This window comes from Protaetiibacter larvae (genome assembly GCF_008365275.1).
GTDB classification, from domain to species: Bacteria; Actinomycetota; Actinomycetes; order Actinomycetales; family Microbacteriaceae; genus Homoserinibacter; species Homoserinibacter larvae.
Genome location: NZ_CP043504.1, coordinates 915,556 through 930,576 on the forward strand (window position 1 = coordinate 915,556; position 15,021 = coordinate 930,576).

At 70.9% G+C, this 15,021-nt stretch carries 13 protein-coding genes; 10 read left to right on the forward strand and 3 right to left on the reverse strand.

Translation table 11 applies throughout. The features are described 5' to 3' along the window. Position 1: 1 nt before the first annotated feature. The 6 genes from FLP23_RS04280 to FLP23_RS04305 all read left to right on the forward strand — a co-directional run bounded on the left by FLP23_RS04280 (position 2) and on the right by FLP23_RS04305 (position 6,519). A complete protein-coding gene (locus FLP23_RS04280) occupies positions 2-1,366 on the forward strand; it encodes a cation:proton antiporter (RefSeq protein ID WP_149324719.1) in 1,365 nt (454 codons plus the stop codon). 2 nt (positions 1,367-1,368) lie between these two features. Then, positions 1,369-2,148 (forward strand): SURF1 family protein, encoded by a 780-nt coding sequence (locus FLP23_RS04285; protein WP_149324720.1) that lies wholly within the window; start codon positions 1,369-1,371, stop codon positions 2,146-2,148. Positions 2,149-2,157: 9 nt separating this feature from the next. Continuing rightward, positions 2,158-2,598 carry a DUF3817 domain-containing protein gene (locus FLP23_RS04290; RefSeq protein WP_149324721.1) on the forward strand — a complete coding sequence of 147 codons (441 nt, stop codon included), beginning with the start codon at positions 2,158-2,160 and terminating at the stop codon, positions 2,596-2,598. Next, positions 2,595-4,178 carry a glutamine-hydrolyzing GMP synthase gene (guaA, locus tag FLP23_RS04295; protein WP_149324722.1) on the forward strand — a complete coding sequence of 528 codons (1,584 nt, stop codon included), beginning with the start codon at positions 2,595-2,597 and terminating at the stop codon, positions 4,176-4,178. Before FLP23_RS04290 ends, guaA begins: the two co-directional genes overlap by 4 nt. A gap of 275 nt (positions 4,179-4,453) precedes the next feature. Then, positions 4,454-5,719: an MFS transporter gene (locus FLP23_RS04300; protein WP_246140055.1), complete on the forward strand. Its 1,266-nt coding sequence runs from the start codon at positions 4,454-4,456 to the stop codon at positions 5,717-5,719. Positions 5,720-5,850: 131 nt separating this feature from the next. Further along, a complete protein-coding gene (locus tag FLP23_RS04305; RefSeq protein ID WP_149324723.1) occupies positions 5,851-6,519 on the forward strand; it encodes a hypothetical protein in 669 nt (222 codons plus the stop codon). Positions 6,520-6,546: 27 nt separating this feature from the next. Here FLP23_RS04305 and FLP23_RS04310 read toward each other — a convergent pair whose 3' ends face one another. Next, positions 6,547-7,056, reverse strand: a complete 510-nt coding sequence (locus tag FLP23_RS04310; RefSeq protein ID WP_149324724.1) for a hypothetical protein — start codon at positions 7,054-7,056, stop codon at positions 6,547-6,549. 47 nt (positions 7,057-7,103) lie between these two features. Here FLP23_RS04310 and FLP23_RS04315 point away from each other — a divergent pair, with 47 nt between their 5' ends. Both FLP23_RS04315 and FLP23_RS04320 read left to right on the forward strand, forming a co-directional pair. Next, positions 7,104-8,093 (forward strand): glycerophosphodiester phosphodiesterase family protein, encoded by a 990-nt coding sequence (locus FLP23_RS04315; RefSeq protein WP_149324725.1) that lies wholly within the window; start codon positions 7,104-7,106, stop codon positions 8,091-8,093. Positions 8,094-8,220: 127 nt separating this feature from the next. Beyond that, the gene (locus FLP23_RS04320; protein ID WP_149324726.1) at positions 8,221-10,656 is read left to right on the forward strand and encodes an ATP-dependent helicase; all 2,436 of its coding nucleotides are present in this window, start codon (positions 8,221-8,223) and stop codon (positions 10,654-10,656) included. 1 nt (position 10,657) lies between these two features. Here FLP23_RS04320 and FLP23_RS04325 read toward each other — a convergent pair whose 3' ends face one another. Continuing rightward, positions 10,658-11,935 (reverse strand): MFS transporter, encoded by a 1,278-nt coding sequence (locus FLP23_RS04325; protein WP_149324727.1) that lies wholly within the window; start codon positions 11,933-11,935, stop codon positions 10,658-10,660. An 83-nt stretch (positions 11,936-12,018) separates the two neighbouring features. Then, the gene (locus tag FLP23_RS04330; protein WP_149324728.1) at positions 12,019-12,744 is read right to left on the reverse strand and encodes an oxygenase MpaB family protein; all 726 of its coding nucleotides are present in this window, start codon (positions 12,742-12,744) and stop codon (positions 12,019-12,021) included. Positions 12,745-12,858: 114 nt separating this feature from the next. Between FLP23_RS04330 and sucC the strand changes: the two genes are divergently transcribed. Together sucC and sucD are read left to right on the forward strand one after the other, a co-directional pair. Continuing rightward, positions 12,859-14,022, forward strand: coding sequence for an ADP-forming succinate--CoA ligase subunit beta (gene sucC / locus FLP23_RS04335; protein WP_149324729.1), 1,164 nt, complete (start codon positions 12,859-12,861; stop codon positions 14,020-14,022). A 12-nt stretch (positions 14,023-14,034) separates the two neighbouring features. After that, entirely contained in the window at positions 14,035-14,925 is an 891-nt protein-coding gene (sucD, locus tag FLP23_RS04340) for a succinate--CoA ligase subunit alpha (RefSeq protein ID WP_149324730.1), read from the forward strand. Positions 14,926-15,021 lie beyond the last annotated feature (96 nt).

A 15,021-nucleotide genomic window follows, 5' to 3' on the forward strand; every position in this document is an offset into this window, starting at 1 on the left:
CATGCACCTCGGTGAAGAACTCCTCGTACTCGGCGTCCTGTTCCTCATCGCGTACGCGCTGGGGCGGGTCGGGAAGCTCATCGGCCTGCCGTCGATCCCGATCTATATGCTCGTCGGCCTGCTCGCGAGCCCCCACTTCCATCTGTTCCCGCTCGAGTTCGATTCGAGCTACGTGGCGCTCATCGCGGTCTTCGGGCTGCTGTTCCTGCTGTTCAACCTCGGCCTCGAGTTCGACCAGGACGAGTTCTTCGGCAACGCGGGCAAGCTGCTGCTCTCGGGCGGCAGCTATGTGCTGGTCAACATGGGCGTCGGCTTCGGCTTCGGCTTCGCGGTGGGGTGGGGCACGCGCGAGGCCCTCGTGATCGCCGGGATGACCGCCACCTCCTCGAGCGCGATCGTCACGAAGCTGCTCATCGAGCTGCGACGCCTCGCGAACCCCGAGACGCCGATGATCCTCGGCGTGACGGTCGTGGAGGACATCTTCATCGCCGTGTACCTCGCGATCGTGTCGGTGGTGATCTCGGGGGAGACCGACTTCTGGGCGGTCGTGGTCAAGCTCGTGATCGCCTTCGCGTTCCTCGTCGTGATGTTCGCGGTGGCCCGGTGGGGCGGCCAGGTCGTGTCGCGCCTCGTGCAGACGAAGGACGACGAGCTCTTCACGATCCTGATCTTCGGTCTCGCGGTGGCGTTCGGCGGCATCGGCGAGCTGCTCGGGGTGACGGATGCGATCGGCGCGTTCCTCATCGGGCTCGCCCTCGGCGCCACCCGGTTCCGCGCACGCATCGAGGCCTTCGCGACCCCGCTGCGCGACGTCTTCGGCGCCTTCTTCTTCCTGAGCTTCGGGCTCGCGCTCGACCCGTCCACCTTCGGGCAGGTGCTCGTGCCGGTGATCGTGGCGATCCTCATGACGATCGTGCTCAACATCGCGGCCGGGCAGTTCGTGGCGTGGCTCAACGGTTTCGGGCCGCAGGCCGGCCTCAACACGGCGGTCATCCTCGCCAATCGCGGCGAGTTCGCGCTCATCCTGGCGACGCTCGCGACCGCGGGCGGGCTGGATGCGCGCCTTACCCCCTTCGCGGGCCTCTACGTGCTCGTGATGGCGCTCGTCGGCCCGATGCTCGCGGTCAACTCGGAGCGGATCGGGCGGCTGTTCCGCCGGCGCAGGCGGGTCGAGGAGCCGCACGAGCTCGACGTGCAGCGCGCCCGGGAGCTGGCGCTCGCCGAGGCGGCGATGGCCGGGGAGGCGGTCGCGGTGGAACCGGATGTGGTGCGCGAACCGGTGGACGCGTCGCCCATCGCGGCACTCGAAGACACCGTGCCCGACCTCGAGTCGGCGCGGGAACGCGAAGTCGACCCGGAGTACTGAGCATGTCCGACGCCCCCGCGGCCCGCGCGCCGCGTCCCACCATCGCGCAGTTCTTCGCGGTCGCCCGTCGGCCGCGGTGGATCGGCGCGCTCGTGCTGGCGCTCGCGGTGGCTTCCGGCTTCGCCGCGCTCGGGCAGTGGCAGCTGGAGCGCAGCGTCGAGAACTCGTCCGCGCCGGAGGTGGCGACCGAGACGCCGGTGCCGCTCACGAGCGTCGCCGAGCCGCAGACCCCCATGCGGGATGCCGCGATCGGCCAGAAGGTGACCGCGCGCGGCACCGTGGTTCCCGGTGACTTCGTGGTGCTCACCGGCCGGCAGAACGACGGGGTGGCCGGCGCCTGGCTGGTGGCGCACGTCCGCACCGAGGAGGGCGCATCGCTCGCGGTCGGGCTCGGCTGGGCGCCGGATGCGGCCGCCGCTGCCGCCGCGGAGTCGCGTGTGCCGACCGATGGCCCGCTCGACATCGCGGGGCGGTACCTGCCCGCCGAGTCGCCCGAGGTCGACGACGTCGAGTCGGGCGAGCAGAGCGCCCTGTCGATCGGACGGCTGCTGAACCAGTGGACCGACCCCGGTCCGGTGTTCGCCGGCTACGTGGTGCTCTCGACCCCGACGCCGGGGCTCGAGGCGATCGTGCAGCCCCCGCCCTTCCGCGACGTGAGCCTCAACTGGCTCAACCTCTTCTACGCGGCCGAGTGGGTCATCTTCGCCGGCTTCGCGGTCTACCTCTGGTATCGCGTGGTGCGCGACGTCTGGGAGCACGAGCACGAGGAAGCCACCGCTTAAGCTAGAGGCATGCCCTCCGGTCCTCGCCCCTCCGACGTGCCGCGCCTCCGGACCGCGCTCAAGGCCTACCGCATCTCGGCGGCCGTCACGGGAACCTTCCTGCTGCTGCTCGTGCTCATGATGGTGTTCCGCTACGGCTTCAAGGTCGACATCGAGCTCGGCGGTCCCTTCGGCTTCCTCGCGCTCACCCCGAAAGACCAGATCACGGCGATCAACCTGTCGGCGATCATCCTCATCGTGCACGGCTGGCTGTACGTGATCTACCTGGGCATCGACTTCATCATGTGGCGGCTCGCCCGGTACTCGTTCGGGCGCTTCCTGTTCATCGCGCTCGGCGGTGTCATCCCGTTCCTGTCGTACTACTTCGAGATCCAGGTGCCGCCGTACATCCGCGCGCGCATCGCCCAGACCACGGATGCGGCCCCCGCCGCCCAGGAGGTGACCGCGTGAGCGATTCCCCCGCTCAGCGACCGGTGCTCGTCATCGACTTCGGCGCCCAGTACGCCCAGCTCATCGCACGTCGGGTGCGTGAGGCCGGCGTCTACAGCGAGATCGTGCCGCACACCATCTCGGCGGCCGAGCTGGCGGAGAAGAACCCCGTCGGCATCGTGCTCTCCGGCGGCCCCTCGAGCGTCTACGAGGAGGGCTCGCCCGACCTCGACGCCGGCATCCTCGAGCTCGGCGTGCCCACCCTCGGCATCTGCTACGGCTTCCAGGTGATGGCGCAGCAGCTCGGCGGCGAGGTGGCCAAGACCGGTGCGCGCGAGTACGGCTCCACCGAGGTGCGGCTCGTGGCCGGCGCCGACGGCGGCACCCTGCTCGCCGAGCAGCCCATCGAGCAGACGGCCTGGATGAGCCACGGCGACTCGGTCGTCAAGGCGCCGGAGGGCTTCGAGGTGCTCGCGGCATCCGACTCCACCCCGGTGGCGGCGTTCGCGAACGACGAGCGCAAGCTCTACGGTGTGCAGTGGCACCCCGAGGTGAAGCACTCCGCCTACGGGCAGCGGGTGCTCGAGAACTTCCTGCACCGCGCTGCCGGTATCCCGGCCGACTGGAACAGCGGCAACGTCATCGCGGATCAGGTGGAGCGCATCCGGGCCCAGATCGGTTCGGGTCGCGTGCTGTGCGGGCTCTCCGGCGGCGTCGACTCCGCGGTCGCCGCGGCGCTCGTGCACAAGGCGGTCGGCGACCAGCTGGTGTGCGTGTTCGTCGACCATGGGCTGCTGCGCGCGGGCGAGCGCGAGCAGGTCGAGAAGGACTATGTGGCCTCCACGGGCGTGCGGCTCGTGACCGTGGATGCGCGCGAGCGCTTCCTCACGGCGCTCGCCGGGGTCACCGACCCCGAGCAGAAGCGCAAGATCATCGGCCGCGAGTTCATCCGCACCTTCGAGGCGGCGCAAGCCGAACTGGTCGCGGAGTTCGCGGCGGAAGGCGACCCGATCCGCTTCCTCGTGCAGGGCACCCTGTACCCGGATGTCGTGGAGTCGGGCGGCGGAAGCGGCACCGCCAACATCAAGTCGCACCACAACGTGGGCGGGCTGCCGGAGGATCTGCAGTTCGAGCTCGTCGAGCCGCTGCGCACCCTCTTCAAGGACGAGGTGCGCGCCATCGGACGCGAGCTGGGGCTCCCCGAGGAGATCGTGGCGCGGCACCCCTTCCCGGGCCCCGGTCTCGGCATCCGGATCGTGGGCGAGGTCACCGAGGAGCGTCTCGAGACGCTCCGCGCCGCCGACCTCATCGTGCGCACCGAGCTCACCGCCGCGGGCCTCGACGCCGAGATCTGGCAGTGCCCCGTCGTGCTGCTCGCCGACGTGCGCTCGGTGGGCGTGCAGGGCGACGGCCGCTCCTACGGCCACCCGATCGTGCTGCGACCGGTGTCGAGCGAGGATGCGATGACCGCCGACTGGACCCGGCTGCCTTACGAGTGGCTCGCGCGTGTGTCGAACCGCATCACCAACGAGGTCGCGGGCGTCAACCGCGTCGTGCTCGACGTCACCTCGAAGCCGCCGGGCACCATCGAGTGGGAGTGAACGCGTCCCCGCGATGATCGGGGAGCGCGCGTCGGCGTCTCGAGATCCCCTGCTCTCCGGTGGGTCGGCGGGTCGGGGGTGCGCGTGTGCGCCGCATGCCCTCGCGGGCCTGGACGGCCCGCTCCCGCCCGACCCGGTGCCAGCGGCGCGCACGCGCACCCCCGACCCGCCTCCGGCGCGCACCGCTGTGAGGTGATCGAGGAGCGCCGCGCGCAGCGCGACGCGTCTCGAGAGCACCGGGCCGCGGTGTCGGTCGCCCATGCGAGACTCGACGGGTGACCGATGAGGCCGTGGCACCGAGGGTCGGGTGGAAGCGCGACGTCGCCGTGTTCCTCAGCGGGCAGACGGTGTCGATGTTCGGCTCGATGCTCGTGCAGTACGCCATCATGTGGCACCTGACGCTCGAGACGAAGTCGGGGCTCGTGCTCATGGCATCCGTGGTGTTCGGGATGCTGCCCCAGGCGATCGTCTCGATCTTCGGCGGGGTGTGGGCCGACCGACTCAACCGCAAGTGGCTCATCATCGCGGCCGACGGCTCGATCGCCGTCACGACGCTCGCGCTCGCGCTGTTCATGATGAGCGGCTACAGCGAGCTGTGGCTCATCTACCTGACGCTCGCGATCCGCTCCACGGGCGCGGGCATCCAGCAGCCCGCCGTGATGGCGCTCATCCCGCAGCTCGTGCCGGGGGAGCAGCTGCTGCGCGTGAACGGCATCTTCCAGTCGATCCAGTCGGCGATGATGCTCATCGCGCCCGCCGCGGCTGCGGGCATCTACGCCGCGTTCTCGATCGTGGCGATCTTCTGGGTCGATGTGGTGACCGCCGTGATCGGCATCGGCTTCCTGCTGCTCATCGCCGTTCCCACCGTGCGCGCGGTGGTCGACAGCGGCTACTTCGCCGACCTCGCCAAGGGCGTGCGCTACACCTTCACGCACGGTTTCGTGCGGTGGCTGCTCGTGCTGTTCGCCATCGTGTTCGTGCTCACCGTGGCGCCCTCGATGCTCACGCCGCTCATGGTGGTGCGCAGCTTCGGTGAGGAGGTGTGGCTGCTCACGGCCAACGAGCTCGCGTTCAGCATCGGGATGCTCGGCGGCGGACTGCTCGTCGCGGTGTGGGGCGGGCTGAAGAACAAGGTGATCACGGTGCTCGCCGCCTCGGTGCTGTTCGGGGTGCTGACGGTGGCGCTCGGGCTCTCCACGAACATGTGGGTGTTCTTCGCCTTCATGCTGCTCGTCGGGGTGGCGGTGCCGTTCTTCTCCACCCCGTCGACGACGCTGCTGCAGGAGCGCGTCGAACCCGAGTTCCAGGGGCGCGTCTTCGGTTTCGTGGGCGTCGTCATGGCGACCGCGATGCCGGTCGGGATGCTCGTGTTCGGACCGCTCGCCGATGTCATCCGCGTCGAATGGCTGCTGGTGGCCGCAGGGCTCCTGACGCTCGTGGTGGTGGCCGTGGCGGCCGCCGTCCCCGGGGGGCGTCGGGCGATCGCGCAGGGCGCCGACGCGCCGCCCGCGGCGGGCATCGCGGAGCCCGAACCCGCCTGAGACCCGGCGCGGAAGGGACCCGGCGCGGAAGGGACCCGGCACGGAAGGCACCGACCGGGTCGTCCGTCCCCGTCCGGGGGTTCCCCCTTCAGGGGATTGCCGCCCTTCGCCCGGGCTCCTACCGTCGAGGCATGCGTCGAGAAGCGGTCGAGGAGACCCAGCAGCTGCCCCTTCTCGCTCGCGACACGGGGCGTAGTGCCCCGACACCGCTGTTCCTCGGGTTCCTCGGCGCCCTCGTGCTCGTCGGCGCCTTCGCGTTCCGCCGGGGACTCAGCCTGGCGAGCACGGCCGACTTCCTGATGCTCGCCGCCATCGTCACGGGGGCCGTGCTCGTGGCGTTCTCGATCTCGATGATCTGGGCCACCCGCACGGCACTGCGGGCGAGCGAGCTCGAACGTGCGCGACCCGGCGCTCTCGTCGTGCGTGCGATGCGGGTGCGGGGGATGCTGTCCGTCGCCCCGGCGCTCGACGCGGAGTCCCCCCGTGTTCCGCTCGGCATCACCCTGCTCGCCGACGACACGGGGCTCGAGCTCTGGGGCGGCGCCGCCGAGCACCCCGCGCGGCTCGCCCGCATCCCCTGGGAGTCGGTCGACGACATCCGCCGCACCGCCCACACCCGGTGGGGGCGCGCGGCAGCCGGCATCACGGTGCATGCGATGTGCCACGGTGCCGCGGTCGAGCTGCCGCTCGCGATCGTCGGCGCCGGCCTCGGCGGTCTCTTCGCGCCCGACGAGGAGCGCATCGACGACCTCGTCGCGGGACTCCACGCCCGTCGGCTCCGCGCCCTCGCCCGCGCCTGACGGGGTCCGCTCGCGCCCCGCGATCGTTCAGCGACGCCGTGCGAGCCGCATGGCGATGAGCCGCGCGAGCCAGGCGCTCGCCACCATGACCGCCACCACCACAGCGAGCGCCGACAGCATCCGCCGCGGGTCGTCCGCCGTCGCATCCCCCACGAGCAGCGCCGCCACGACCACCGGGACCACCGTGAGGGCGGCGAGCGCCGGCCGGTGTCGCACGAGCAGCCAGCACAGGTAGGGGATCGCCAGCACGATCACGAAGCGCGGACCCGACAGCAGCAGAAACATCGCCAGCAGTGAGGGGGCCACCGCCACGGCGCGACGCCATCCGGCGGACGGCAGGATGCACCAGCCGATCAGGTGGGCCGCCACCCCGATGGCGAGCACCCAGAGCGCGTAGGTGTTGGAGCCGGCGATCGCCAGGCCTCCGCCGCCGGCGAGCCAGACCCCCGACCACCAGCGGGTGGCGGCGTCGCCCCAGCGCAACGGCAGCGCGGCGGTGGGTTCCCGCCACGGCGTCGGGGCGGAAACGGGGGCCATGAGTCGCCAGCGTATCGACACCGGGGGTGGCCGGATATCGTGGCAGGGTGACCACGCAGCCCCGGCCCTGGGTGATCGGGCATCGCGGGGCGAGCGGGTACCGGCCCGAGCACACCCGCGCGGCCTACGAGCTCGCGTTCGCGCTCGGTGCGGACGCCGTGGAGCCCGATATCGTCGCCACCCGCGACGGCGTGCTCGTGATCCGGCACGAGAACGAGATCTCGGGCACGACCGATGTGGCCCGGCATCCCGAGTTCGCCGATCGCCGCACCACCAAGTCGTTCGGACCGGTCACGATGACCGGCTGGTTCACCGAGGACTTCACCTGGGACGAGCTCTCGACGCTGCGGGCGACCGAGCGGCTGCCGGCGCAGCGACCCGGCTCGGCCACCTTCGACGGGCGCTACCCGATACTGCGGCTCGACGAGCTGCTCGAGCTCATCGCCGACGCCTCCGCGCGGCACGGCCGACCGCTCGGGCTCGTGGCCGAGATCAAGCACGCCGTGTACTTCGAGGCGATCGGGCTGCCGCTCGCGGGGCGGGTCGCCGAGGCGCTCGCGCGCTTCCCGGGCCCGCTCGTGGTGGAGAGCTTCGAGGAGACGGTGCTGGGCGAGGTGCGGCAGCACGGCCTCGACGCGCGGTACGTGTACCTGCTCGAGGACTCCGGCACCGCACCCGACCTCATGCTCCGGTTCGGAGCATCCGCCCCCGACTACAGCACGCAACTGGGCGACGAGGGCCTCGCGGATCTCGCGACGCGGGTCGACGGCATCAGCGTCGACAAGGGGCGCCTCCTGAAACCCGACGCCCGCGCCGGGGTCGAGCTCGTCGATCGCGCCCACCGTCTCGGCCTCGAGGTGTTCACCTGGACGCTGCGGCCGGAGAACAGGTTCCTCACCAAGCCGAACCGCAGCGCGGCCGGACCGCGCGAGTGGGGCGACTGGCGCGCCGAGTTCGATGCGATCCTGGCCACGGGTGTCGACGGCGTCTTCGCCGACCATCCCGATCTCGCCATCGCCGCCCGCGACGAGCGCTGAGCGCGCCATGGCGCGGCTGGAGCCGTGACCTCGTGGCGGGGGAAACGCCTCCCGCCGCCGGGTCGTAGCTCCAGCCGCGCCATGACCCGCGAAGGGCATCGGGGGTGCGACCTAGACTGGGGCGGCCATGACCTTCCTTCTCGACGGATTCGACACCGATCCCGGGGATGCCGGGCTGCCCGGAGCCGCGAGTCACACGCCCGCCGTCGACGAGGCGCTGCTCGCCGGGCTCAACCCGCAGCAGCGCGAGGCGGTGCTGCACCGGGGTCCCGCGCTGCTCATCGTCGCGGGCGCCGGCTCGGGCAAGACGAGCGTGCTCACCCGGCGCATCGCGAGTCTCATCCAGACGCGCGAGGCGTGGCCGAGCCAGATCCTCGCGATCACCTTCACCAACAAGGCGGCCGCCGAGATGCGCGAGCGGGTGCAGCAGCTCGTCGGCGGGGCGGCCGACGGCATGTGGATCTCGACCTTCCACTCCGCGTGCGTGCGCATCCTGCGGCGCCAGGCGGAGGCGATGGGGCTGAAGACCGCGTTCACCATCTACGACGCCGCCGACTCGCGGGCGCTCCTCAAGCGCATCATCAAGGAGCTCGAGGTCGACACCCTCGGCCTCACCGTGCCGAGCGTGGCGGGCAAGATCTCCAAGCTCAAGAACGAGCTCGGCGACGTCGACAGCTACGCCCGCGGGGTGAACGCCGACGACCCGGCCGACGTCGCCTTCCTCGAGGTGTTCCGCCGCTACACCGACGGGCTGCGGCGCGCCAACGCCCTCGACTTCGACGACCTCATCGCCGAGACGGTGCACCTGTTCCGCGCCTTCCCCGAGGTGGCCGCGCTCTACCAGCGCCGCTTCCGGCACGTGCTCGTCGACGAGTATCAGGACACCAACCACGCCCAGTACGCGCTCATCCGCGAGCTCACCCGGCCGATCCTGCCCCAGCATGTGCCCGCCGACACCCGCACGCGGGTGGACGCCACGGGCGGCATCCCGGGCGCCTCGCTCACCGTGGTGGGCGACTCCGACCAGTCGATCTACGCCTTCCGCGGCGCCGACATCCGCAACATCGTCGAGTTCGAGCGCGACTTCCCCGAGACCCGGGTGATCCTGCTGGAGCAGAACTACCGTTCCACGCAGAACATCCTCGACGCCGCCAACGCCGTCATCGCGAACAACTTCGACCGCCAGGAGAAGAAGCTGTTCACGACGGTCGGCGCGGGGGAGAAGATCACCGGCTTCACGGGCTACACCGCCTACGACGAGGCGCAGTTCGTGGCCGACGAGATCCAGGCGCTCCACGAGGCGGGGGCCGCGTACAAGGACATGGCGGTTTTCGTGCGGGTCAACTCGCAGACCCGCGCCCTGGAGGACATCCTCATCCGCTCCGCGATCCCGTACCGCATCGCCGGGGGCACCAAGTTCTACGAGCGCGCCGAGATCAAGGACGCCATGGCGTACCTCATCCAGGTCGCGAACCCCGCCGACGATCTGGCACTGCGCCGCATCATGAACACCCCCAAGCGCGGCATCGGGCCGGCCACCGAGGCGGCCCTGCAGGCGCACGCCGACCGCATCGGCACGCCGTTGCGTGAGACGCTGCGGGATGCCGGGCAGCTGGGTCTCGGGCCGAAGGTGACGAAGGCGATCCTCGACCTCGGGGTGATCCTCGACGAGGTGGAGGCGATGGTGCCCACCTCGCCTCCCGCCGAGGTGCTCACCGAGCTGCTCGTGCGCACCGGCTACGTCGAGGCCCTGCGGGCCACGCGCGATCCGCAGGACGAGGTGCGGGCCGAGAACGTGGAGGAGCTGCTGTCGTTCACGAAGGAGTTCACGAAGCGCAACCCCGACGGGCGGCTCATCGACTTCCTCACCGAGGTGGCGCTCGTGGCGGCCGCCGACGACATCGACGACGCCTCCGGCACCGTGACGCTCATGACGCTCCACACGGCGAAGGGCCTCGAGTACGACACCGTGTTCCTCACCGGGATCGAGGAGGAGCTGCTGCCGCACCGCATCTCGGCCGGCGAGGTGGGCGGCATCGCGGAGGAGCGCCGCCTGTTCTACGTGGGCATCACGCGCGCCAAGAAGCGGCTCTACCTGTCGCTCGCGATGACCCGCTCGCAGTTCGGCGACACCGCCGTCGCCCTCCCGAGTCGCTTCCTGCAGGAGGTGCCGCCGGAGCTCATCGACTGGCGGCAGTCGCCCGGCGCGCTGGAGCTCAGAGCGACGAACCTCTCGGGTCGTCGCCGCGACGCCAGCGCCGACGGCCGCCCCGGCCGTCGGGACGGAGCTCGTCGCCCGACCTTCAGCTACAGCACCTCACTGCCGCCCGGCCCTTCCGCCGCGCGCGAGAAGCGCGAATGGACCTCGGCCGTCACCAACACCGTGCGCGACAACGGCGATCTGACGCTCGCGTCGGGCGACCGCATCCGGCACGCCGATTTCGGCGAGGGCCGCGTCGTCGCCGTCACCGGTCAGGCCCCGAAGGCGGTGGCCGAGGTGCAGTTCGACACGGCGGGCCGCAAGCGGCTGCTCATCAAGATCGCCCCGATCGAGAAGCTCTAGCTCAGTTCTCGCTGATCGCCTCGGGCTCGCCCGGCGCGACGACCGCGACCGCGGCGGTGTCCATCCGGCGCCGGCGCACGGTGAGCACCACGAGCAGCAGGGCGCTCGCCGCGAGGAACAGCAGGGCCGCGTCGATGCCGACCGCCCAGGTGACCCCGAGCCAGGCGCCGAGCGCGCCGATGAGGATGCCCGCGCCGACCCGCGATCCGTTGCTCGCCATCGCGTAGGCGCCGAGGAAGCGGCCGCGACGATCGGCGGGGGCCTCGAGCTGGACGACCGCCTGCGAGGAGGAGGAGGAGATCAGGTTCGCCATCCCGGCCACGAACAGCACCGCGAGGCTGAGGCCGAAGCTCTGCGAGAACGAGAAGGTGACGACGGCCAGCGCGAAGACGATGGTGGCCGAGATGGCGAGCCGCGCGCTCACCTTCACGCGGCCGATCGCCTCCAGGCCGATGCCGCCGACCACGGCGCCGGTCGCCATCGCGACGAGCAGCATCCCGTAGGCGAGGCCCGACTCGTCCAGGCCCAGCAGCTCGCCGAACTCGGGCAGCAGCGGCAGCAGGGCCGAGCCGATGAAGAGGCCCACGAAGGCCTGCAGCAGCATCACGACGAGGATCGGCGGGTGGGCGGGCACTTCCCGGAGCACGCCGAGCACGTCGCGCAGCTGCAGCGGCGGACGGCGTTCGCCCTCCTGCCGGCTGTGTCCGGTGTAGGGCACGAACAGCAGGTAGATCACGAACGGCAGGTAGAGCAGCACGTTGACGGCCATGCCCCAGGCCGGACCGACGGTGAACAGCAGCGCGGCGCCGATCGCGGGCCCGACGAGCATCCCGAGGTTGAGGCCGGTGGCCATGAGGCGCACGGCGCTCGGCAGGTCTTTCGGGCCGACGATGTCGTAGAGCATGAGCTGGTCGGCGGGACCCCAGAAGGTGCCGGCGAGGCCGTGCAGCAGCAGCAGGATGACGCAGTGCCACGGCTGCAGGGTTCCGGTGCCAATGAGCACCGCCCAGCCCACGGAGGCGACCATGAAGCACGCGGCGCCGAGCTGGATGAGGCGGCGGCAGTCGAAGCGGTCGGCGAGGGCGCCGAACGGGATCGCGAACAGCAGTTGCGGCAACCAGTGGCTGATGACCGCGAAACCGGCGAGCACGGGCGACTCGAACAGCTGCCACATGACGAAGTAGGTGATGGCGTGCTCGACGTGGTCGGCGCCCATCATGAGCGATCCTCCGGCGAGGTAGCCCTTGTACCAGGGCGCGCGTAGCGCTGCGAATCTCACCGCTCGACCCTATCTCCGCGAAAGTACGCACTTTTCTGCCTCGAAGGCGCCCCCGCGAGCGAAAAGCGCGTACTTTCGGGGACTCAGCGGGGGAGCAGCAGGCCCGAGGGCAGGCGCCGGATGCGGCGAGGGGTCAGGCGGGCGAGGGCGCGCACGAGGCGCAGGGCCGCGCGCTCGCGGCGGGGGTGCCGGGGAAAGCCGTAGGCGTCGCGGATCGGATCCGGCAGCAGCGCCACGGTCACCGTGCGCCCGAGCGGCAGCGCCACGCGCACCCAGGCCGGCACGGTGCCGCGGGCGGGGTGCAGGATGCCGCGCGCCACCGCGCGGGCCTCCTCGCCTACCGCGAGCTTCGGCAGCATCCGCTCCCAGTACACGGCGAAGGCGGTGCGATCGGCGGGCCACAGCGCCGGCGGCACCTGCAGACTCGTGCCGAGCCGTCCCGACACGAGGTACACCTCGTCGGCCACGGCGTCCGGGAGCGGCGCGAACAGCAGCTCGTGCACCTGCATCCCCACGCCGTGCAGGGTGGCCGCGACCCAGAGCTGCGGCTCCGCGTCCATCGCCCCGGGAATGCCGGTGTGCGCCCGGTCGACGGCCGCCGCCGCGGCCTCGCCCACCTCGGGTGTGCCGAGCCCGATCGCGTACACGTAGCCGAGGGTGTGACGCAGCCGCCGCATCGGGTCGCGCGCGAATCCGCTGTGCGCCGCCACCGCGTGGGCCACGGTCGGATGCGCGAGCTGCAGCAGCAGCGCGGCCCCGCCGCCGAGCACGAGGGATCCCTCGGCGAGGTAGTCCTCCGCGGTGCGCACCCGTCCATTCTCTGCGGGTAGAGTTCTTCCTGGCCGATTTCTCTCGACATCGAACTATCTCGGCATCGAGACACCCCGGCCCTCACACCCCGACGCACTGGAAGAAGCGACAGCGTGGATCTCTACGAGTACCAGGCCCGCGACGTGTTCGAGAAGTACGGGGTCCCCGTGCTCGCCGGCATCGTCGCCGACACCCCCGCCGAGGCGCGCGCCGCGGCCGAGAAGCTGGGCGGCGTGACCGTCGTCAAGGCGCAGGTGAAGACCGGCGGCCGCGGCAAGGCGGGCGGCGTGAAGGTCGCGAAGACCCCGGCGGATGCCGAGGCCGCAGCCGAGGCGATCCTGGGCCTGGACATCAAGGGCCACGTCGTGAAGCGCCTCATGGTGGCGGCGGGTGCCGACATCGCGCAGGAGTACTACTTCTCGGTGCTGCTCGACCGGGCCAACCGCTCCTACCTGAGCCTCGCCTCCTACGAGGGAGGCATGGAGATCGAGATCCTCGCCGAGGAGCGCCCCGAGGCGCTCGCCCGCGTCGAGGTGGATCCGATCGACGGCATCTCGCTCGAGAAGGCGAAGGAGATCGCGGTCGCCGCGAAGTTCCCGGCCGAGCTGGTCGACAAGGTCGCCCCCGTGCTCGTGAAGCTCTACGAGGTCTACACGGGCGAGGACGCGACCCTCGTCGAGGTGAACCCGCTCGTGCTCACCGGCGCCGGCGACATCGTCGCCCTCGACGGCAAGGTCTCGCTCGACGAGAACGCCGGATTCCGCCACCCCGAGCACGAGGGGCTCGAAGACAAGTCGGCCGCCGACCCGCTCGAGGCGAAGGCGAAGGCGTTCGACCTCAACTACGTGAAGCTCGACGGCGAGGTCGGCATCATCGGCAACGGCGCGGGCCTCGTGATGAGCACCCTGGATGTCGTCGCCTACGCCGGCGAGAACCATGGCGGCGTGAAGCCCGCCAACTTCCTCGACATCGGCGGCGGCGCGTCCGCCGAGGTCATGGCCGCGGGCCTCGACGTCATTCTCGGCGACGAGCAGGTCAAGAGCGTGTTCGTGAACGTCTTCGGCGGCATCACCTCGTGCGTGGCCGTCGCGAACGGCATCGTGAAGGCCCTCGAGATCCTGGGGCCGTCGGCCACCAAGCCGCTCGTCGTGCGCCTCGACGGCAACCAGGTGGAGGAGGGCCGCGCGATCCTCGCGGCCGCGAACCACCCGCTCGTCACCATCGCCACCTCCATGGACTCCGGCGCCGACAAGGCTGCTGAACTGGCTCACGCTTAAGGAATCAGAGAAATGTCGATCTTCCTCAACAAGGACTCCAAGGTCATCGTCCAGGGCATCACCGGCGGCGAGGGCACCAAGCACACCGCCCTCATGCTGAAGGCGGGCACCCAGGTCGTGGGCGGCGTCAACGCCCGCAAGGCGGGCACCACGGTCGAGCACGACGGCGGCGTGAGCCTGCCGGTGTTCGGCACGGTCGCCGAGGCCATCGAGAAGACGGGGGCGGATGTCTCGATCGCCTTCGTGCCGCCGGCCTTCACGAAGGACGCCATGATCGAGGCGATCGACGCCGAGATCCCGCTGCTCGTCGTCATCACCGAGGGCGTGCCCGTGCAGGACACCGCCGAGGCGTGGGCCTACGCGAAGGCGAAGGGCAACAAGACCCGCATCATCGGGCCGAACTGCCCCGGCATCATCACCCCGGGCGAGTCGCTCGTCGGCATCACCCCGGCGACGATCACCGGCAAGGGGCCGGTCGGGCTCGTCTCGAAGTCGGGCACCCTGACCTACCAGATGATGTACGAGCTGCGCGACCTCGGCTTCTCGACCGCGATCGGCATCGGCGGCGACCCCATCGTGGGTACCACCCACATCGACGCGCTCGCCGCGTTCCAGGCCGACCCCGAGACGAAGGCGATCGTCATGATCGGCGAGATCGGCGGCGACGCGGAGGAGCGCGCGGCCGACTTCATCAAGGCGAACGTCACGAAGCCGGTCGTCGGCTACGTCGCGGGCTTCACCGCCCCCGAGGGCAAGACGATGGGCCACGCGGGCGCGATCGTCTCGGGTTCCTCGGGCACCGCCCAGGCGAAGAAGGAGGCCCTCGAGGCCGCCGGTGTCAAGGTCGGCAAGACGCCGTCGGAGACCGCCGCCCTGCTGCGCGAGGTGCTCGCCTCCGCCTGAGTCTCGGCGCCGCCGTGTTGCTCGAGCAGGCCCGATTGCCGCTTTGCGCTCGTCTGTGCCGTGAAAGCTGCGGTTGAGCCTGCTTTTCCGGCACGA

Bases quoted from the DNA above. Each gene is read 5' to 3' on its own strand.
- FLP23_RS04310 (WP_149324724.1), bottom strand. From the start codon at position 7,056: ATGGCCCCCGTTTCCGCCCCGACGCCGTGGCGGGAACCCACCGCCGCG.
- sucD (WP_149324730.1), top strand. From the start codon at position 14,035: ATGTCGATCTTCCTCAACAAGGACTCCAAGGTCATCGTCCAGGGCATC.
- FLP23_RS04305 (WP_149324723.1), top strand. From the start codon at position 5,851: ATGCGTCGAGAAGCGGTCGAGGAGACCCAGCAGCTGCCCCTTCTCGCT.
- FLP23_RS04290 (WP_149324721.1), top strand. From the start codon at position 2,158: ATGCCCTCCGGTCCTCGCCCCTCCGACGTGCCGCGCCTCCGGACCGCG.
- FLP23_RS04320 (WP_149324726.1), top strand. From the start codon at position 8,221: ATGACCTTCCTTCTCGACGGATTCGACACCGATCCCGGGGATGCCGGG.
- FLP23_RS04280 (WP_149324719.1), top strand. From the start codon at position 2: ATGCACCTCGGTGAAGAACTCCTCGTACTCGGCGTCCTGTTCCTCATC.
- FLP23_RS04285 (WP_149324720.1), top strand. From the start codon at position 1,369: ATGTCCGACGCCCCCGCGGCCCGCGCGCCGCGTCCCACCATCGCGCAG.